This window comes from Halomicrobium urmianum, assembly GCF_020217425.1.
Classification (GTDB): domain Archaea; phylum Halobacteriota; class Halobacteria; order Halobacteriales; family Haloarculaceae; genus Halomicrobium; species Halomicrobium urmianum.
This window is the reverse complement of the sequence record NZ_CP084092.1, coordinates 81,027-99,412: the sequence shown is the minus strand read 5'-3', so window position 1 is coordinate 99,412 and position 18,386 is coordinate 81,027. Positions and strand designations below refer to the sequence as shown.

Genomic DNA, 18,386 nt, shown 5'->3' with positions numbered 1-18,386 from the left:
TATTTGCTATAATTCTGATAAATATATCGGAAGTAATCGGAATGAGAATCGGGCTCTGCGGAAGAGCCGGAAATAGCGGAGTCGGTGAATTGCCGCACATCGTCTCGACTCCATCGCTCGCTCGAAGGCGCGGGACTGCTCCTCGCTCTTTATCACCGCCGAAGGCGTAGAGCACCGCAACGATGTCGAGTACTCCGCACGACCACGATGACGACCACGACGCCGAACCCGTAACCGACCACGTTCACGACAACTCCTGGTCCGCCAATCTCGAAAAGCCGAAACACGGCGACGACCGGGAGCTAGTGCTCCGTCAGGCGATCGAAGCAGTCGAACACACGGCGGCGGGCAACCACGTCAACCTCGTCACCCACGGGGACCACGGCCACCCATCGGAGTACCTCTTCGAGGAACTGGACGCCGAGCTCGACGAGGACGCCGACTGGGAGTACGTCGAACAGTGCGGCTGTGGCGGGCACGTTACGAGGGTCCACGTCTGACCGTCACGGCCGAGCGGTCCGGCCTCGCGACGCCTTCCTCCCCGGTAACTTTCCGGTTCGGGAACACTGGTGATTAGCGCCGTACGGTCATCCCAGGCTGCCGTCCATCTCGAGTTCGATGAGGCGGTTGAGCTCGACGGCGTACTCGATGGGCAGTTCCTCGGTGATCGGCTCGATGAAGCCGGCGACGATCATCTGCTTGGCGTCGTCGTCGTCCAGGCCGCGGCTCTGGAGGTAGAAGACGTCCTCGTCGCCGATCTTGCCGACGGTCGCCTCGTGGGCGACGTCCACCTGGTTCTCCTGGATCTCCATGTACGGCATGGTGTCCGACGTCGACTCGCTGTCGAACATCAGCGCGTCGCACTCGACCGACGTCGAGGAGTCCTCGGCGCCGTCGGAGACGTGGACGAGGCCGCGGTAGTTGGTGCGGCCGCCGTCCTTGGAGACGGACTTGGACTCGATGGTCGACTTCGTGTCGGGCGCGTTGTGGTAGACCTTCGCGCCGGTGTCGATGTCCTGGCCCTCGCCGGCGAAGGCGATGGTGACGTGATTGTCCGTCGCGCCGGGGCCCTTCAGCACCGACGCCGGGTACAGCATGGTAGCTCTGGATCCCATCGACCCGGAGACCCACTCCATCGTGCCGTCCGCCTCGACGATGGCGCGCTTGGTGTTGAGGTTGTACGTGTTCTTCGACCAGTTCTGCACCGTCGAGTACTGGACGTGCGCGCCCTCGCCGACGAACACCTCGACGCAGCCGCTGTGGAGGTTGTGGCTGCCGTAGTGCGGCGCGGAGCAGCCCTCGATGAGGTGGACCTCCGAGTCGGGCTCGGCGACGACGATCTTGTGTTCGAACTGGCCCATCCCCTCAGAGTTCATCCGGAAGTACGCCTGCAGCGGCATCTCGACGGTGACTCCCTCGGGGACGTACACGAACGAGCCGCCCGACCAGACTGCGCCGTGCAGCGCGGCGAACTTGTTGTCCGTCGGTGGCACGCACTCCGTCATGAAGTGCTCCTTGACGATCTCCTCGTGCTCACGGACGGCCTCGTCCATGTCGCAGAAGACGACGCCCTTCTCCTCCCACTGCTCTTTCGTGTGCTGGTAGACGACCTCGGACTCGTACTGCGCGCCCGCGCCGGACAGCGCCTCCTTCTCGGCCTCGGGGATCCCCAGTTTGTCGAAGGTGTCCCGGATCTCCTCGGGGAGGTCCTCCCAGGAGTCGACGCTGTCCTCGGTCTCCACGTCCGGCCGGAGGTACGGGACGATCTCGTCGAGGTCGATCCCCGAGAGGTCCGGCTGGCCGGGCCAGTCGGTCGGCATCGGCAGCTCCCGGAACACCTCCAGAGAGCGGAGCCGGCGCTGTAGCATCCACTCGGGCTCGCCCTTCTCCGCGGAGATGAGCCGGACGGTCTCCTCGGTGAGGCCCTCGCCCGACGTGACGGCGGCGCGCTGCTCGTTTCTCGATTCGAACCGGTCCTCGAAATCGATACCCTCGAACGACTCGTCGTCTGAGCTCATGATTTGGTCACGGTCGCTACGTACTCCGCGTCGATCCGTCGTCCGGAGCGTCGAGCCCCACCCACCAGACAGTTCGTCCGAACCGCTTCGGGTGAGCGCCCGTCCGGCCCCGCGCTCGTCCCGCCGGCGATACCGCGGCCGGGATCACCTGACGCCGGCCAGTAATTTTCGTTCGGTGTACATTTTTTATGCCGAGGGGACCTACTCCGGCGTAATGTCCGACATCGAAACGGGCGACACCGCACCGACGTTCAGCGCGACGCTCGGGACGAGCGATCACGAGTCGTTCGACCTCGAGGAGCGCCTCGGCGACGGGCCGGTCGTGCTCGCGTTCTTCCCGGGCGCGTTCACGCCGCCGTGTACCAACGAGATGGTCGCGCTCCAGGATCGCCTCGGCGAGTTCGAGGACGCAGGGGCGACAGTCCTCGGCGTGAGCGCGGACTCGGCGTTCTCGCAGGGGGCGTTCCGGGAGGAGCACGGCATCGAGTTCGACCTGGTCAGCGACATGGATCGGAACGCGATCGAGGCGTACGGCCTCGAGATAGACATCACCGACCTCGGCCTGCACGGCGTCGCCAACCGCGCGGTGTTCGTCATCGACGAGAACGGAACCGTCACGTACCGCTGGGTCTCCGACGACCCGACGAACGAACCCGACTACGACGAACTGCTGGACGCGGTCGAGGACGCGTAGCCGACGCCGTCCCGGACCTCCAGGGCCGCCTCGGGCGCCCGTCCGTTCGACCAAACCTCCTTGACCGCGGCGCCGAACAGTGTCAGTGTATGTACCCAGAGCTTTGCTCTCGATCCGAGCCCGACCGACTGGAGGGTGCCGCATGAGCGAGGTTCGCTCGCTCGACGATCTGGAGGGGGAACCGCACGCGAACCCCTTCCCCGACGCCGAGCCGAAAACCGTCAGGCTCACGCTCGCCGAGGGCGAGGACGTGCCGGCGCACGACCATCCCGACCGCGAGATCGTCCTCTACCTGATCGAGGGGGCGCTCGAACTGCAGCTCGGCGACGAGACCCACAAGGTAGCGGCCGGCGACGTCGCCCGCTTCGACGGCGACCAGCAGATCTCCCCGCGCGCGACCGAGGACAGCACAGCGTTGCTCGTCCTCGCGCCGCGTTCGGACGGCTGACTGAAGGCGGACGGCCGCCGGTGTCACGGCGCGTCCAGCACGTACCCGGTCGCCCCCGTTCGGTCGACGCACTTCAACGCCGCCCGAACACGTTCACACCAACATACTTTTAGGAAGGCCTAAAACGTGGGCGTGAAGCGATCCGGTCCGGCGCGGTCGCGCGCCCGGGCGATCGACGACACATCCATGCCCTACGCAGAACTCACGATCACGGTTCCCGAATCGGTCTGGATCAGCGAGGTGTCCGGCGCGCACCCCGAGACGACGTTCCGCGTCCTGGCGGCCACCGCGAACGCCGCGACCGGCGTCGCCAGGATCGAGATCGACGGCAACGAGGCCGCGGCGGTCTGCGATGAGATCCGATCCTACGACGCGGTGACGGACCTGACGGTCCTCGGGACGGGCGAGGCGGCGTGCCGGGTGCAGATCGAGACGACCGTGCCGCTGCTCCTGAGTTCGCTGCAGGACTCCGGCGTGCCGATCGAGATGCCCATCGAGGTCCGCGACGGCGAGTTGCGCCTCGAGCTGACGGTCCCCAGCGAGACGCTCTCCTCGCTCGGGGAGACGCTCGACCGGCTCGGCATCGCCTACACCGTCGAGCGGATCCAGCAGGACGTCGAGTCGGATCCGCTGCTGACCGACCGCCAGCGGTGGGTGATCGAAGAAGCGATCGACCGCGGCTACTACGACACGCCGCGGCGGACCACCCTCGTCGACCTCGCCGACGACCTCGACGTCGCCAAGTCCACCTGCAGCGAGATCCTCCACCGCGCGGAGGAGCGGGTCCTGAAAGACTACCTGGCCGACGAGCGCTCGGTGCCGGCCGGGACGACGGCGCCCTCCGACTGACGGCGCCGGACCCGCTCAGGCGGACGCTCCGGTTCGCCGTTCGACCTCGGCGAAGAGGACGTGCCGCTCCCGTCCCTCGTCGACGGCCGGGCCCGCGTCGACACAGGCCGCGGCGAGCGTCCGGTCCCGCCGCAGCAGTTGACCACTCACGACGGACTGCGCCGAGACGAACGGCGTTCGGGACAACCCTTTGGCGAGACGGCTCTGAACGGGGATCCGATGACCGACGACTACGAGGAGCTGCCGCTCGTGTACTCGTGTTCCGGTTGTTCGAGCGCCGCACAGATGGCAAACGACCTCGCCGTGCGGCTGGACCGCGAGCGCGAGGCGGAGATGTCCTGTATCGCCGGCGTCGGCGGCGACGTCCCGCCGCTGGTGGACACCGCCACGTCGGGACGGCCGACGCTCGTCATCGACGGCTGTCCGCTGGAGTGCGCCCGGAAGAGCCTCGAAGGGCACGACGTGACGCCGGACCGGCACGTCAACCTGGCGAAGCGCGGCGTCCCGAAGGAGTACCACGCCGACTACGACGACGAGCAGGCCGAAGAGCTGTACGGGGACCTCCTCGGGGAGATCGAGGAACTAGCGCCGACCGCCTGAGCGGAGGTGCCAGCGTCGCTGCCTGGCGATCAGTGCAGCGTCCCGTCCGAACTCTGTCGTCGTACGCGAACAGCGCGTAGCCGACTTCGACCGCCGAGTAGCCGGTCTCCGCGGCGATGTCGCGGATCGGCTCGATCATCGCGACGTAGTCGGCGGCGTCGAAGCTCTCCTTCCGACCCTCGAGGTACCCCTTCCGTTCGAGCGAGGCCCACACCCGCGTGTCGACGACGGCGTGTCGCTCGCCGGAAAGCGCCGCCAGCACGCAGGAGGCCGTCGGGGCCTTGAATCCGGACAGCCCGGTCAGCAGCTGGATCTTCGAGAAGTCGCCGTCGACCCTGCGGACGTTGCGGGTGACCTCCCGGCAACGGTCCGCGGGGTTGCGCTCCACGTGATACAGTAGCGAGCACATACCCCGTCTTTAGGCGGGGGTCAAGCGGACAACAGCCTCTACTTCTATCGACGACGCCACGACTGGATTTCCAACGGTTCTACTGGTGGAATTAAGGTCTCAAGTCCAATAGTGCACAACACGGATGAAGACCACACGGCACGCGACCTACACTCTCAACTACCACATAGTGTGGTTGCCGAAGTACCGTACCTCGGTACTCTCCGGGGAGGTCGCAGACCGTGTGCGAGACATCCTCCACGAGATTGCCGACGACAAGGGTGTCAAGATACTCGACCTGACCGTTCAACCCGACCACGTTCACCTCTTCGTCAGTAGCCCGCCGAAACACGCCCCGTCGCTTCTCGCCAACTGGTTCAAGGGGATTTCCTCACGGAAGTACAACCACCGCTACGCCGACACCGAAGACGAAAAGATTCGCTGGGCGCGGGGCTACTACGCAGGGACGGCAGGCCACGTGTCCAGTGAGACGGTTCAGGACTACATCCAGCGTCACGAAGAGGGCGAGCAATGACCGAGCTCACCAAGACGCTGGAGTTGAAGCTGGTCGACCCGAACGCGCATAAACGGCGGAAACTCCAAGAGACGCGCGACGCCTACCAGCAGGCCCTCGCCGATGCGTTCGAGGCTGGTTGCACCACTCAAACCGAAGCGAACGACGTGGTGGTCAACTACGACCTATCGGGGTACGCGAAAAACGCCCTCAAGAAGTACGTCCCGCAGTTGACGACGACGTACAATGCAGATGAGCTACACGACGACCACCCAGTTCGGTTCACCAACGAGGGGCTCCGGCTCGATCACAACCCCCAGAACGCTATCGAGTGGTACGTCAAGATTCCGCACCACGAGGACTACCACCTCTGGCTGCCAGCACAACCGAACCCCGACCAACGGGAGTGGTTAGAAGCCGTGAACGCTGGCGACGCGGAGATGGGTGAGCGTCGGCTCTTCCAGCGGGATGAGACGTGGTATCTCCACGTCACCGCCACCCGCGACGTGGAGGACTGTTCCGGGGTGGCCGACGACGCACGGACGCCGATCGGAGTCGATATCGGGGAAGCGTCTCTCGTCACGGTGTGTCACCGCGACGAGAACGGTTCTCCGACCCGTCCCGAACTATGGGCCGACGAGGGCAAGACCGTTCGTCGGCTCCGCAAGACCTACTTCACCGCCACGCGACGGCTCCAAGAACGCGGCAGCGACCGTATCGCCGAGTCGTTCGGCGACGCCCTGTGGAACCACATCGACGACGTGTTCCACCGTGTCACCCGCGACGTCGTCGAGCACGCCGAGTCTGTCCCGAACCCAGTGTTGGTTCTGGAAGACCTGACCTACATTCGGGAGTCGATGGACTACGGTGAGTACATGAACCGTCGTCTTCACGGCTGGGCGTTCGCCAAACTCCACGCGCAGATACGGTACAAGGCCGTCGAGACGGGAATTCCCGTCGAGACGGTGAATCCGCGTAACACCTCGAAAGAGTGCCACGCGTGTGGTGAAGTGGGGTATCGTCCGAAGCAGGCGACGTTCAAATGCACGAACGACGGCTGCTGGATGGGCGAATACCAGGCAGACGTGAACGGGGCGATAAACATCGCGGACCGCTACCTCAGCGGAGAGAGTCGGTCCAGAGAACACGAGACCGACGATGACTCGGCTGAGGATGGGGCGTGTTTGACCGCGCCACAAGACAGCCACGCCGATGGTGCAACCCAGCAAGAGACGCGTGGAACGTATGCGTCTTGAAACCACAGGGCCGCGCCCGGCCTGAAATCCCATAGTGGGATTCCCGCGTCTTCAAGCGCGGGAGGAGGTCAAAGGCGCTGCGGGTCGAGGACTCGTAGGCGATCTCGTACAGCTGGTCGCGAGTGAGATGTCCCTGCTCCCGGTAGGTCTCGCCGAACGATTCGAGCCGCTCCGGGAGGACGCCCTGCGTCTCCGCGTGGTAGTCGAGGTTCCCTTCGACGAACGTCTCCATGTGCCAGTGGCTGCGCCACTGGCGAGTGAAATCCAGCGGTGCAGGCGTCGTACTCCCGGAGACGCGTCCGAGAAGAGAGCGGGAGACAGCTATATGCCGGTACCTGACGAATCGCCACGGTATGGACGTGCCACGCGCTCTGGCGGCGCTCGCCGCGGGCGTCACCGCGTTTCTGGTGGTCGGCGTCGTCGTGACCGAACTCGCGGCGTCGCGGATAGCGTTCTCGCTCCTCGTGGGGCTTCCGGCGGGCCTGCTCGCCGGCGTCGCGGTCACTGTGGCAGTCGCGCTCGGCCTCGGCGACGAGTCGCCCGAACGGCGGCGGATCGCCCGCTCGGCCGGCGGATTCGGCGTGGCCTTCCTCGCCGTCGCGATCCTCGCGTCGACCGTCGTCGGGACCGTCCTCTCGCTGTTCGTCGCCGGTGCGGTCGGCATCGTCGTCGCCGCGGCGACGTACCTCAGGAGTTCCGGTTCGGCTGCGACGGCCGCGACCGATAGCAGAGAGTGAACGCGATGACACGCTCGAAGGCCACCCGAAGCGCCACTCGATGCGTGAATAGTTGCAACGGTCCGACAGACTGCAGCGTCGGTCGACCGCGACGGCCCGGCCGGGTAGGGATCAGAATTCCCGGAGGAGAGCGCCGAGCGCGCTCGCGAGTTCCTCGAAGCGGTCGATGGCCATCTCGTCGGTCGTGATCCAGACGCCGTGGTCGGCGGCGATGACCCGGGTCAGGTACCCGTGGTCGAAGACGCGGATGGTGAACTGGTAGTCACCCAGTTCGGTATCGGTGTAGGCCTGCTGAGACCGGAAACCGAGCCGCTCGTTGTCGGCGAACCCGACGAGGTCGGCGCCCTGTTCCAGGTCCTCGCGGAGGTAGATCTGATCGACCGCGTCCTCGGTGAAGTAGGCGATGCTGCGCAGTTCGTCCCCGACTGCCGTGCGGGCCGCGCTGATCAGTTCGTCCTCGTGTTCCTCCGAGAGGTGGGTGCTGGGCATGGCTCCCGGTTCGGTTTGCCATACCATACCCGTGCCGAAAACGTTACTACGCTGAATGTTTCTGGTGGGTTTCCTCGCGATCCGACGTGACAGGCTCCGCGTCGACTCGCCTGCTGACCTGGGGGCTGCGGTACCTGATCACTCTGCCGGGATCGATCGGAGAAACCGGACCGTCAGGAGCAGACTCAGAGCGGTCAGCGTTCCGAAGATCGCGATCTGCGGGAGCGGTACCGACTGTCCGTCTCGGACCATGAACCAGGCCATCGCCAGCACGGCGCCACCGAGCGTCGCGATCTTCACGAGGAGGACTGCGGTGAACGCGTACCCCCACGGGCGACGCTTCCGAAGCAGCTGCGCAGAGAGCACGAACGCCGGGACGATCACCCCGAGGTCGAGCGAGAAGATGACCGACGTTGGGAGTCCCGCCTCGGCGACGCTCGGCGGCGTCGTCCCCGAGAGCGTGGCCGGGAGGATTTCAGACAGCCAGAGGAGCGAAACGAGGAGGGCGAGCAGCACCTGGAAGGCGACGTACACCCCGACCGACGTATCGCCGACCGCGCGCTTCAGCGCCGCGGCGTCCAACCGGACCGTCCCGCCGACGAACGTGAACAGCGTCAGCCACAGCAGCGTCGTGTACACCAGATACAGTTCGTTGAACGCGGTCATGAACGAGTACGAGGCGTAGGTGTAGAGCAGGTAGCCGGTCAACCCGAGCCAGGCGACGTAGGCCCGCAGCGAGCCGCGCGTCGCATAGAAGAGCGAGACGGCAAACGCCGGGACGGCGACGGCGAGCGTCAGGAGGTCCTGGCCGTAGACCTGTGGCAGGAGTACGGGCGCGTCGCGGTAGAATCCCGGAACGAACAGGCCGACGACCGTCGCCGCGACAGTCAGGACGATTGTCGCCAGCGAACTGAAGACGTACCGCTGCGGGAATCGCTCGCGAGGGCTGCTCATTCGGCGTCGTCCGCCCCGTCGGCAGGGACCGGAACGCCAAGTCGCCCCTCCACGAACGCGGCGACGTCGTTCGTGAAGTCGTCGACTTCCGCCCAGTCCGTGAACTCCGCGTCCCGGGAGGTGTCGAGGTCGGGTACGTTCCGCTTGGCGACCTGTTTGATCAGCAGCCGCTTCAGGAAGCCGAACTCGGAGAACCGCAGCGCGCCGCCGAACAGCCCGATCCGATCGGGGTGCCAGCCGGTGTCGTCGACGAACGCCTCGACGTAGCCCGCCGCCTGCGCCTCGCCTTCCTCGGTCGCCGACGACATGGACACCTGAAAGAAGGCCGTCGGTCGCGCGGCGAGGGCCTCGTTGTTGGCGCTCGCGAACTCCCGGACCGCCGGCTGGTGCTCGCCCGCGTGTATCGACGCGCCCACGAGCACGGCGTCGTAGTCGTCCACGGCCAGGTCGGCCGGTGCTTCGTCGGCGTCGACGGCCGTCGCGTCGTGGCCCCGGTCGACCAGGGCGTCGACGATACGGTCTGCGATCGCCGCGGTCTGTCCCTCGCCGGTCCCGTAGTACACCAGGAACGAAACCATAGATACTAGTTGTTTTCTCAACACGTTAAAGGACAGCCCGGGTCAGCGGAGACAGTGGAGACCTGCATCGATCCGGCGTGGAACCGAAGCGAACCAGGAATATTTCGGGACGATTCCCGGTCGAGAGAGGCATCCAGAGCGGTCGAGTTTCGATCGCATCGTCAGTCGAACAGTTCAGACCATCAGCGTGCGGGGAGACACCGCGGCTGGTCCCAGATCCTCGCCTATGGAGATCGTTCTCTGTGCGGAAGTGGTGATTAAACGCCCTTATATTCCCCTTACGATTAATATTTAACGTCGGGGCCGCAAGTCAACATGTATGCCCCACGGCCAAGACATCGAGCGGGAGAACGATCCGACATCCACGTCCAAGTACGAGTGCCTGCAGTGCGGCAACATCGTCGAGGCGAAGTCCCATCCCGGCTCCTGTGAATGCGGCGGCGAGTATCAGAACCGGGCGAAGTCGCTCGAGTAACCCGTCCGTTTTCTCCAGACAGATGGTCCCTGATACGCCGTCCGAGACAACCGATAGTACCGACTCTCACACCGGGGAGGAACACACCGCGGTCGACACCGCCCGACGGCAGCTCGAACACGCCGTCGCGCACCTCGACGTCAACCCGAACATCGTCGAGCGGCTCAAGCATCCGACGGCCGTCCACGAGGTGACGGTACCGATCCGGCGCGACGACGGGTCGCTGGAGGTGTTCACCGGCTACCGCGCCCACCACGACAGCATCCGCGGCCCCTACAAGGGCGGACTGCGGTACCACCCGGGCGTCACGCGCGAGGAGTGCGTCGGACTGGGCATGTGGATGACCTGGAAGTGCGCGGTGATGGACCTCCCGTTCGGCGGCGCGAAGGGCGGCATCGTCGTCGACCCGAAGGGGCTGAGCGACCGGGAGCTGGAACAGCTCACCCGTCGGTTCACCCACGAGATTCGCCACGTGATCGGGCCGAACAAGGACATCCCGGCGCCGGACATGGGGACCGACGCGCAGGTGATGTCCTGGATCATGGACGCCTACAGCATCCAGGAGGCCGAGACGCTCCCCGGCGTCGTGACGGGCAAGCCCCCGGTCATCGGAGGCAGTTTCGGCCGCGAGGAGGCCCCGGGCCACAGCGTCGCGATCATCACGCGGGAGGCCTGCGAGTACTACGGCAAGTCGATCGAAGACGCGACGGTCGCCGTCCAGGGCTTCGGGAGCGTCGGGGCCAACGCCGCCCGCAAGCTGGACGACTGGGGCGCGACCGTCGTCGCCGTCAGCGACGTCAACGGCGCGGCCTACTACCCGGACGGCCTCGATCCGCACGAGATACCCTCCCACGACGAGGAGCCAGAGGCGGTGACCCGGTACGACGACGATCCGATCAGCAACGAGGAGCTGCTCACGCTGGACGTCGACGTCCTCGTCCCCGCGGCCATCGGCGACGTGATCACCGAGGACAACGCCGACGAGATCCAGGCCGACATCGTCGTCGAGGGGGCCAACGGGCCAACGACGTTCGCGGCGGACTCGATCCTGGCCGAGCGCGGGGTGCAGGTCATTCCGGACATCGTCGCCAACGCCGGCGGCGTCACGGTCAGCTACTTCGAGTGGCTCCAGGACATCAACCGCCGGGCCTGGTCGCTCGAGGAGGTCCAGAGCGAACTCGAAGCGGAGATGAAGACGGCGTGGGACGAGGTGCGGACCGAGTTCGAGGACCGCGACGTGACGTGGCGGGACGCCGCGTACATCGTCGCGCTCTCGCGGCTGACCGAGGCCCACACCTATCGCGGCCTGTGGCCGTGACGCGTTTTCCCGCGAGGACGTCGGTTGCGCCCGTCTGAGAGCACGTCGCGTCCGCAATTCTCGAAAGAAGCGCCGCAGAACAGCTCCGCTAGCCGTCCATCCCGCTGAACGAGAGGCCGCCCTCGATGTAGCGCTGGGCGAACAGGTAGACCAGCATGATCGGCGTCGCGAAGGTGAGCGCGAACGCCGAGAAGCGGGCCCATGGGATGGAGTACTCGTCGACCAGCGAGTAGAGGCCGACGGGCAGCGTGTAGTTGTCGGTGCCCAGCAGCGTCTGGGCGACGACGAACTCGGTCCAGCCGGTGAGGAAGATGAAGATGAAGATGGTCGTCAGGCCGGCGGCCGACATCGGGAGGATGACCTCCGTGACGACCCGCCACGGCGGGGCGCCGTCGACGACGGCGGCCTCCTCGTAGGAGACCGGGATCCCGTCCATGTACGTCTTGAGCAGCCAGGTGTTGAACGGGACGGCCGTCGCGGCGTAGTAGACGGCCAGCGCCAGCTTGCTGTCGTTGATTCCGAACTGGACGTAGATGGCGTACATCCCGATGAGCAGGGCGACGCCGAGGCCGCCGCCGACCTGCGTCAGCAGGACGTAGGCGAACAGGACCTTCCGCCGGAGCAGGAACTCCTTGCGGGAGAGGGCGTACGCCGCCGGGACGATCAGCGCCATCGCGATGATGACGGTCGGGATCGCGACGGTGATGCTGTTCCAGAGGAAGTGCTTGAAGTTCGACGGCCGGTCGACGCCGTGGGCCGACGCGTCGAGGAACGTCAGCTCCGGCGTGGTGACGACGAACGCGAGGTCCGTCAGCGGGATGCCGACCGAGACGGTGTAGCTCGGGACGATCAGGTCGCCGATCACCCAGATGAACGGCTGTAGCGTCGGCTGTTCGGGGAGGAGCCTGAAGCTCTCGGAGGTGTACAGCGACGCGCCGCTCCCCGACAGCGCGGCCATCAGGATCCAGTAGATGGGGAAGAGTAGCAGGAGGACGACGACGAGCGCGCCGGCCGTCCCCGCGACGACCTTGAGCACCTCCGACGGCGGGAGCTCGCCCCGCTGGACCTGCTCGACGGTGTGTCGCCAGTCCCTGGCCGTCCGGGCCGGCTGGGTGGCGACGGTCTTCGCGTCGTCCGCGATCTGCCGTGCGACGTTGCGTAACAGGCTCATCAGTCGCTCACCCCGTCAGCGAGGCGGCCCTTCTTGACGTTCAACCACATGAACGCGCCGATGAACACCAGCGCGATGATGCTGATCGTCGCTCCGCGGCCGTACTTCTGGAAGCTCAGCGCCTCCCGGTAGCCGTAGACGACGATCAGTTCGTTCGCCCGCGCGGGCCCGCCCTGGTTGAAGACGTAGGGGATGAGGAACTGCTGGAACGACGCCGCCGACGTCAGGATGGTCGCGAACAGCACCGGGCGCTTGATCGACGGCAGCGTGACGTGGAGGAACCGGGCGAAGAAGCCGGCGCCGTCGACGATGGCGGCCTCGTGCAGCGACTCCGAGACGTCCTGTAGCGCACTCACGGTGATGATGACCATGAACGGGTACGAGAGCCACACCTCGGTGACGTTGTAGGCGAAAAACGCCGTCCAGCGGCCGGCGAGCCACGCGACCGAGTCGAGCCCGACCGTTGCGAGTACCTGGTTGATCAGCCCGAAGTCCGCGGAGCTGAAGATGCCCCGCCAGACCGTGATGGTGAAGATGGCCGGCAGGCCCATGGGCAGGATGATAAACGAGCGCATCCAGCGCTTGCCACGGACGTAGTCGCTGGTGACGACGAGCGCGACCGACACCGACAGCAGGATCTTCAGCGTGACGCTCGTGGCGACGAACAGCCAGGTGACGCCGAAGGAGTTCCAGAACTGCCCGTCGGTCAGCACGTCGACGTAGTTCTCCAGGCCGACGAAGGCCGCCTCGCCGAAGGTCAGGACGGCGACGACGCCCTCGCCCTGGAAGAGGTTCGCCGGTTCGGCGTTGGTGAAGGAGATGCCGACCAGGTACACCACCGGGAACAGCATGAACGCCGAGAAGACGAACAGCCCGGGCAGCACCAGCAGCAGGGAGACGTCGCTCTTCTCGAGGAACGGCACCCGCTCGAAGCGGTCGGCGACGCGCGATACGGAACTCATGTGTCCGGTCAGTCGTCCCAGTTGCTGCGGATCTGTTCGGCGGCGGCGTCCATCGCTTCCTGAGCGCCCTGGTCGCCGTTGAACGCGCGCGTCAGCGCGCTCTTGACGGGCTCCCACACGCCGTCCATCCGCGGCGAGCTGGGCATCGGCCGGCCCTGATCGACCGACTCGGAGAAGGCCTGGACCTGCTCGGGGAGGTCGCTGCTGCCGACAAGGCTGTTCAGGACGGGGATGGAGCCGAGGTCCTCGGCGAGCTGGCGCAGGTGGTCCTCGTTGGTCACGTACCACTCCACGAAGTCCCGGGCCGCAGCGGCGTCGTCGCCGCCGTCGTCCATCGCGGCGGCGAAGTACCACACCTGGATGCCCGTGTACGGGCTGGGCGTCCCGTCGCTCATCTCGGGATAGCTGATCACCTCGTAGTCGAGGTCGTTGTCGTTGAACGTCGCCAGCGACCACGGCCCGTTGATGGCGAACGCCGCGTTGCCCTCGTTGAAGGCGGCGGCCTGGGGCTCGTAGGTCGGGTCGTTGGGCATGTAGGGCACGAAGTTCTCGAGCATGAACTCCAGACCCCGGACGGTCTCGCTGTGGTTGACCCCGAGGGGCTCGTCCGCCGAAGGGTCGAAGACGTGGCCGCCGAACGCGTGCAGCCACGGGCTGGTGAAGTAGCCGTCGGCGAACGGGAACGACAGCCCGTACACGCCGTTGTCGGGGTCGTGGTACTCCTCGATCATGGCCGCCATCTCGTCGACCGTCTCGGGGACGGAGTCGACGATGTCGGTGTTGACGATGGGCGTGATCGTCTCGGCGCCGTACGGGAGGCCGACCAGGTTGCCCTCGTACTGTGCGGCGTTGCGGGCGACCTCGCTGAACTGGTCGAGCTCCACGGACACCTGGTCGGACTGGTCGACGACGAACTCCTGCTCGTAGATGTTGCCGGCCCAGTCGTGCGCCCAGTCGAAGACGTGCGGGCCCTCGCCCGCGGGGATGGCGCTGCGCGTCTTCTGCTGGAGGTCGGAGATGTCCGACCCGTCGATCTCGTTCGCGCTGCCCTCGTTGTACGTGCTGATGACCTCCTCGCGGATCGCGAGTTCGCTCTCCGAGAGCGAGTACCAGGCCGTCCCCGTGCCGCCGGCCGCCTCGGTCGACCCGTCGGCGGCGTCCGTGCCGCTGCTGCCGTCGGAACCGCCGCTACCGTCTGAACCGCCGTTCTCCTGCACGCTGCACCCGGCCATGGCGACGGCACCGCTCAGTCCACCGACGCTCTTGAGCACCGTTCTGCGGTCCATTGTCATGGATGTATAATTAGTGAAATAGTCGTTCACACCTTAAATCATTCGGAGAATAACGAACGATCACCGAGAATAGGGGGGACAGGAGTCGCTAACCGGGGGTGCGAGCGCGTGCCGAATCCGCCACTGCGCCGTTACACCGTCAACGCCACTAAGCAAAAAGTACTATGAATTCCTACCTCGGTTCTGAACAGAGCCCGGCGGGACCGGCTCTGGCTCCGACAGTGACCGCCAGTAGCGGCCGGCAGAATCGCCGCTTCCGGGGCGACGTCGCGGGACACCGGCGATAGCACCCGTCACTGGCGGTAACTCCCGCTGGGTTCGAATGTTCTAAATCTAGTACGAAATTTTGCCTCACTGATTCGGGAAATCGGCAACATTTATCATTCGGGACGGAGACACTCAGTCAATGGCAAGCCTCGAACTGGACGGGCTCCGGAAGGAGTTCGATGGTGGAACGATCGTGGCCGTCGACGACCTGGACCTGACCGTCGAGGACGGCGAGTTCATCACGGTGGTCGGCCCGTCGGGCTGCGGGAAGTCGACGACGCTGCGGATGATCGCCGGGCTGGAGCGGCCGACCGGCGGGCGCATCCGCGTCGGCGGCGAGGACGTCACGGACACGCACGCGCGCCACCGCGACGTGGCGATGGTGTTCCAGAATTACGCGCTGTACCCGCACAAGACCGTCGAGCAGAACATGGCCTTCGGCCTGCGGATGAGCACGGACATGTCCGCCGAGGAGCGGGCGGAGCGCGTCCGCGAGACGGCCGAGATGATGGACATCGCGGACCTGCTCGACGACACGCCCGGCGAGCTCTCCGGCGGGCAGAAGCAGCGCGTCGCGCTCGGACGGGCCATCGTCCGCGAGCCCGACGTGTTCCTGTTCGACGAGCCGCTGTCGAACCTCGACGCGAAGCTCCGGACCACCATGCGGACGGAGATCCAGCGACTCCAGGAGGAACTCGGGATCACCTCCATCTACGTCACCCACGACCAGGAGGAAGCGATGACGATGGGCGACCGCATCGTCATCCTCGACGACGGCGAACTCCAGCAGGTCGGGTGGCCGACGGCCGTCTACGAGAACCCGGCCAACCGCTTCGTCGCGGGCTTCATCGGCTCGCCGTCGATGAACTTCGTCGACGTCGAGGCCGAACCCGGCGACGGCGGCCTCCGCCTCGAAGGCACGGACGAGTCGTTCGCCTACCGGCTCACGGCGGGCCGGGCGGACGCGTTCGGGAACGTCACCGGACCGTGCGTGCTCGGCGTCCGGCCGGAGCACGTCTCCGTCGTCGACGGTAGCGACGACGCCGTCCGGGCGCGCGTCGACGTCGTCGAACCGATCGGTAGCGACAACTACCTCTACCTGGACCTGGGCACCGACGAGAGCGACTTCGAGGCCGACGGCGCCGCCGACTTCATCGCGCGCGTGCCCACCGAGGTCGAACCGGCCGTCGGCGACGTCGTCGACGTCGCCTTCGACGAGTCCTCGGTCCACCTGTTCGACGCCGGGACCGGCGAGGCCGTCCGCGCCGCCCGGGAACCCGCCGCCCCGACCCAGTAGCGCCCGACCGTTCTCCGCGCCACTCCGAGCCGTCGTCTCCGCCGTTCTATCGGGCCAGCTCCCCTTCGCGCGCGAGGTGGGCGACCGTCGCCAGCCGGAGCGCGTGGGGCCACCCGAGCGGCGTCGCGGAGTCGGGCGTCCCGTCGTCGAACAGCTGCTCGGGGAGGTACCCGTTGTTCCTGACCAGCGAGCCGCCCGGCGTGACCTCCGCCAGCAGGGCGCGCGACCGGCGGAACGCCTCGGACGGGTCGTCGCCGCGGTCGTCCAGCAGGCTCCCGAGTTCGGCCGCCGCGTTCGCCCCCCACGCCGTCGAGACAGTCCAGACCTTCTCTGCGTCCTGCGGGCCGGTGCGCCACCCGTCGCCCTCGTACCGGACGAGCCCGCTGACGGCGTCGGTCTCCCGGCGGAGCGCCGACAGCGTCGTCTCGACGTGGGTCACCAGCCGATCGACCGTCTCCGCGTCGAGGTTGGCGACGGCGGCGTACTCGCGCAGCGCGCCCGCGAGCGCCAGCGAGCCCGAGTCGCACCGCTCGTCGAGGTCGCCGTCGCGCTCCCGAACGGCGTAGTACTCGCCCGTCCACAGGCGGTCGAGGCCGGCGAGGACGGCGTCGGCCTGCTCCCGGGCGTGCTCCCGGAGATCGGCGTCGACCGGCGCGCGCACGACGGCCGCGTAGGCGTGCAGGAAGGTCGCGGCTGTGTGGACGAACCGGCCGTGGGCGTCCTCCCACGCGTTCTGGCAGGCCACGGGCAGCCCGTCGTCCGCGAGCGTGCCGTCGACGCTCTCGACGGCCCGGGCGAGCGCGTCCTCGATCCGCCCGGGGTCCGACGGGTCGCAGGCCCGGAGGTAGCGGGCGAGGAAGGCGGCCACGCTGGCCGTCTGGTCGGCCTGGTAGTCCGTGTCGTCGCCGGACGCCAGACGGGCGTTGGCCCACCCCGGCGCGAGCGTCTCGTCGCCGGGCCAGACCCTGTGGGGCCAGCTGCCGTCCTCGCGCTGGTTCCGGACGTAGAACGCCGCCGACCGGCGGTGCCAGGCGTCGAGGTCGACGTCGAGGGTCCGACTCGCGTCGAGGAGGAACCGGGCGATCTCGGCGTCGTCCCGGAACCACGTGTAGCCGTAGCCGCCGGAGCCGACGTAGAACGGATCGAAGTCCGGACCGGCGATCCGCGCGCCGTTCGGTGCCGACAGCAGCGAGAGTACCCGGAGGTCGTCGACGACCGTCTCGGCCGGCGGCGACGCCGGGACCGGCCAGTCGCGCCGCCGCTCGCCCGCTCGCTCCAGAGCGGACGCGCTGTCGTACGTCTCGACGGCGTCGCTCACTCGCGCCAGCGCCTCCTCCCGGGTCGTCTCGTCGCGCTCGGCCAGGAGCGTGACCAGCGTCACGCCGCCGTCCTCGACGGGCGCCTCGAGGAGGAGGTCGCCCGTCATGACCGCGTCCTCGTAGCGCTCCGTTTCGGTCTCCCGCGGGAACGCTACGGGGTCGTCGCCGACCAGCTCCGGGAACCGCTCCGGGACCTGGCCGCGGACGTCCCCGAGTTCGGTCGAGACGCCGACGTAGTCGTGTTCCCGCCGGTGGTACGCCTCGACCGCGCCGTCGTGGACCAGGTGGCTGATCCCGCTCTCGCGGCCCTCCGGTGCGAACCCGACGTAGGCCCGCAGCACGGGGGCCGCCGGCGCGTCGCCCTCGCAGTCGAACCGGGTGACGTGGACGCGACCGACCGTCAGGTCCCGCTGGCGGACGCGGTAGCCGTCCACATCGTGAATCGTCTCGACGACGCCGGTGTCGCCGAGGTACCGCTGGTCGGCGCCGCCGTCGAGCCACGTCTCACCGACGCCGAACCGCGAGCGGTCGATCCCGCCGAGGCCGGCGAGGGGGTACGAGTAGTCCCGGAGCGAGCCGTCGTCGTCCACGTGGACGAGTCGGTCGCCGTCGCCGGCGAACGTCCCCGTGGTCGTGCGGAGTTCGCCGGGGACGACGTCGTCGGCGCCCCGATGTCGTTTGAAGTCGTTCAGCGCGGTGCGCAGGGTCATTGGCGTGACGGACGCGCCACGTTGCTTAAAATCTGTTGTAATTGTAGTTC

The 18,386-nt window shown here is 67.0% G+C and carries 20 protein-coding genes and 1 pseudogene; 11 read left to right on the top strand and 10 right to left on the bottom strand.

Going from position 1 to position 18,386, the window contains the following annotated elements:
* Positions 1-182 precede the first annotated feature (182 nt).
* Entirely contained in the window at positions 183-500 is a 318-nt protein-coding gene (locus tag LCY71_RS19350) for a CGCGG family putative rSAM-modified RiPP protein (RefSeq protein ID WP_225336532.1), read from the top strand.
* An 87-nt stretch (positions 501-587) separates the two neighbouring features.
* On the opposite strand, the gene sufB is transcribed toward LCY71_RS19350, so the two are convergent.
* The gene (sufB, locus tag LCY71_RS19345; RefSeq protein ID WP_225336531.1) at positions 588-2,018 is read right to left on the bottom strand and encodes a Fe-S cluster assembly protein SufB; all 1,431 of its coding nucleotides are present in this window, start codon (positions 2,016-2,018) and stop codon (positions 588-590) included.
* 214 nt (positions 2,019-2,232) lie between these two features.
* On the opposite strand from sufB, the gene LCY71_RS19340 reads away from it, so the two are divergent.
* From LCY71_RS19340 to LCY71_RS19330, 3 genes are all read left to right on the top strand, one after another.
* The gene (locus tag LCY71_RS19340) at positions 2,233-2,712 is read left to right on the top strand and encodes a redoxin domain-containing protein (RefSeq protein ID WP_225336530.1); all 480 of its coding nucleotides are present in this window, start codon (positions 2,233-2,235) and stop codon (positions 2,710-2,712) included.
* 142 nt (positions 2,713-2,854) lie between these two features.
* Positions 2,855-3,160, top strand: a complete 306-nt coding sequence (locus LCY71_RS19335; protein ID WP_225336529.1) for a cupin domain-containing protein — start codon at positions 2,855-2,857, stop codon at positions 3,158-3,160.
* A 186-nt stretch (positions 3,161-3,346) separates the two neighbouring features.
* On the top strand, positions 3,347-4,009 hold the full coding sequence (locus LCY71_RS19330) for a helix-turn-helix domain-containing protein (protein WP_225336528.1): 663 nt from the start codon (positions 3,347-3,349) through the stop codon (positions 4,007-4,009).
* Between the two features lie 15 nt (positions 4,010-4,024).
* On the opposite strand, the gene LCY71_RS21555 is transcribed toward LCY71_RS19330, so the two are convergent.
* Positions 4,025-4,159, bottom strand: a complete 135-nt coding sequence (locus tag LCY71_RS21555; RefSeq protein ID WP_263654388.1) for a hypothetical protein — start codon at positions 4,157-4,159, stop codon at positions 4,025-4,027.
* 69 nt (positions 4,160-4,228) lie between these two features.
* Here LCY71_RS21555 and LCY71_RS19325 point away from each other — a divergent pair, with 69 nt between their 5' ends.
* Complete coding sequence (locus LCY71_RS19325) at positions 4,229-4,609, top strand: putative zinc-binding protein (RefSeq protein WP_225336527.1); 381 nt, start codon at positions 4,229-4,231, stop codon at positions 4,607-4,609.
* A 40-nt stretch (positions 4,610-4,649) separates the two neighbouring features.
* Here LCY71_RS19325 and LCY71_RS19320 read toward each other — a convergent pair.
* Positions 4,650-5,003, bottom strand: a pseudogene (locus tag LCY71_RS19320) (hypothetical protein); the annotation flags it as partial.
* A 139-nt stretch (positions 5,004-5,142) separates the two neighbouring features.
* Between LCY71_RS19320 and tnpA the strand changes: the two are divergent.
* From tnpA to LCY71_RS19305, 3 genes are all read left to right on the top strand, one after another.
* The gene (tnpA, locus tag LCY71_RS19315; RefSeq protein WP_225336526.1) at positions 5,143-5,532 is read left to right on the top strand and encodes an IS200/IS605 family transposase; all 390 of its coding nucleotides are present in this window, start codon (positions 5,143-5,145) and stop codon (positions 5,530-5,532) included.
* Positions 5,529-6,767: an RNA-guided endonuclease InsQ/TnpB family protein gene (locus LCY71_RS19310; protein WP_225336525.1), complete on the top strand. Its 1,239-nt coding sequence runs from the start codon at positions 5,529-5,531 to the stop codon at positions 6,765-6,767. Before tnpA ends, LCY71_RS19310 begins: the two co-directional genes overlap by 4 nt.
* A gap of 353 nt (positions 6,768-7,120) precedes the next feature.
* Entirely contained in the window at positions 7,121-7,504 is a 384-nt protein-coding gene (locus LCY71_RS19305; RefSeq protein WP_225336524.1) for a DUF8147 domain-containing protein, read from the top strand.
* Positions 7,505-7,615: 111 nt separating this feature from the next.
* On the opposite strand, the gene LCY71_RS19300 is transcribed toward LCY71_RS19305, so the two are convergent.
* From LCY71_RS19300 to LCY71_RS19290, 3 genes are all read right to left on the bottom strand, one after another.
* The gene (locus LCY71_RS19300) at positions 7,616-8,020 is read right to left on the bottom strand and encodes a DUF7522 family protein (RefSeq protein ID WP_225336523.1); all 405 of its coding nucleotides are present in this window, start codon (positions 8,018-8,020) and stop codon (positions 7,616-7,618) included.
* Positions 8,021-8,131: 111 nt separating this feature from the next.
* Positions 8,132-8,947, bottom strand: coding sequence for a hypothetical protein (locus LCY71_RS19295; RefSeq protein ID WP_225336522.1), 816 nt, complete (start codon positions 8,945-8,947; stop codon positions 8,132-8,134).
* A complete protein-coding gene (locus LCY71_RS19290) occupies positions 8,944-9,525 on the bottom strand; it encodes a flavodoxin domain-containing protein (RefSeq protein WP_225336521.1) in 582 nt (193 codons plus the stop codon). The genes LCY71_RS19295 and LCY71_RS19290 overlap by 4 nt, the downstream gene beginning before the upstream one ends.
* A 319-nt stretch (positions 9,526-9,844) precedes the next feature.
* Between LCY71_RS19290 and LCY71_RS19285 the strand changes: the two genes are divergently transcribed.
* Positions 9,845-10,000, top strand: a complete 156-nt coding sequence (locus tag LCY71_RS19285; RefSeq protein ID WP_225336520.1) for a rubrerythrin-like domain-containing protein — start codon at positions 9,845-9,847, stop codon at positions 9,998-10,000.
* A gap of 22 nt (positions 10,001-10,022) precedes the next feature.
* Positions 10,023-11,318 (top strand): glutamate dehydrogenase GdhB, encoded by a 1,296-nt coding sequence (gene gdhB, locus LCY71_RS19280; protein ID WP_225336519.1) that lies wholly within the window; start codon positions 10,023-10,025, stop codon positions 11,316-11,318.
* An 88-nt stretch (positions 11,319-11,406) separates the two neighbouring features.
* On the opposite strand, the gene LCY71_RS19275 is transcribed toward gdhB, so the two are convergent.
* From LCY71_RS19275 to LCY71_RS19265, 3 genes are read right to left on the bottom strand one after another with little or no spacing between them, the layout of a single operon-like run.
* Positions 11,407-12,489: a sugar ABC transporter permease gene (locus tag LCY71_RS19275; RefSeq protein WP_225336518.1), complete on the bottom strand. Its 1,083-nt coding sequence runs from the start codon at positions 12,487-12,489 to the stop codon at positions 11,407-11,409.
* Entirely contained in the window at positions 12,489-13,451 is a 963-nt protein-coding gene (locus LCY71_RS19270) for a carbohydrate ABC transporter permease (RefSeq protein ID WP_225336517.1), read from the bottom strand. Before LCY71_RS19270 ends, LCY71_RS19275 begins: the two co-directional genes overlap by 1 nt.
* Positions 13,452-13,459: 8 nt before the next feature.
* Positions 13,460-14,743 carry an extracellular solute-binding protein gene (locus LCY71_RS19265; RefSeq protein ID WP_225336516.1) on the bottom strand — a complete coding sequence of 428 codons (1,284 nt, stop codon included), beginning with the start codon at positions 14,741-14,743 and terminating at the stop codon, positions 13,460-13,462.
* 406 nt (positions 14,744-15,149) lie between these two features.
* Here LCY71_RS19265 and LCY71_RS19260 point away from each other — a divergent pair, with 406 nt between their 5' ends.
* Entirely contained in the window at positions 15,150-16,307 is a 1,158-nt protein-coding gene (locus LCY71_RS19260; RefSeq protein WP_225336515.1) for an ABC transporter ATP-binding protein, read from the top strand.
* Positions 16,308-16,353: 46 nt separating this feature from the next.
* On the opposite strand, the gene LCY71_RS19255 is transcribed toward LCY71_RS19260, so the two are convergent.
* Positions 16,354-18,336, bottom strand: a complete 1,983-nt coding sequence (locus LCY71_RS19255; protein ID WP_225336514.1) for a DUF7997 domain-containing protein — start codon at positions 18,334-18,336, stop codon at positions 16,354-16,356.
* Positions 18,337-18,386 lie beyond the last annotated feature (50 nt).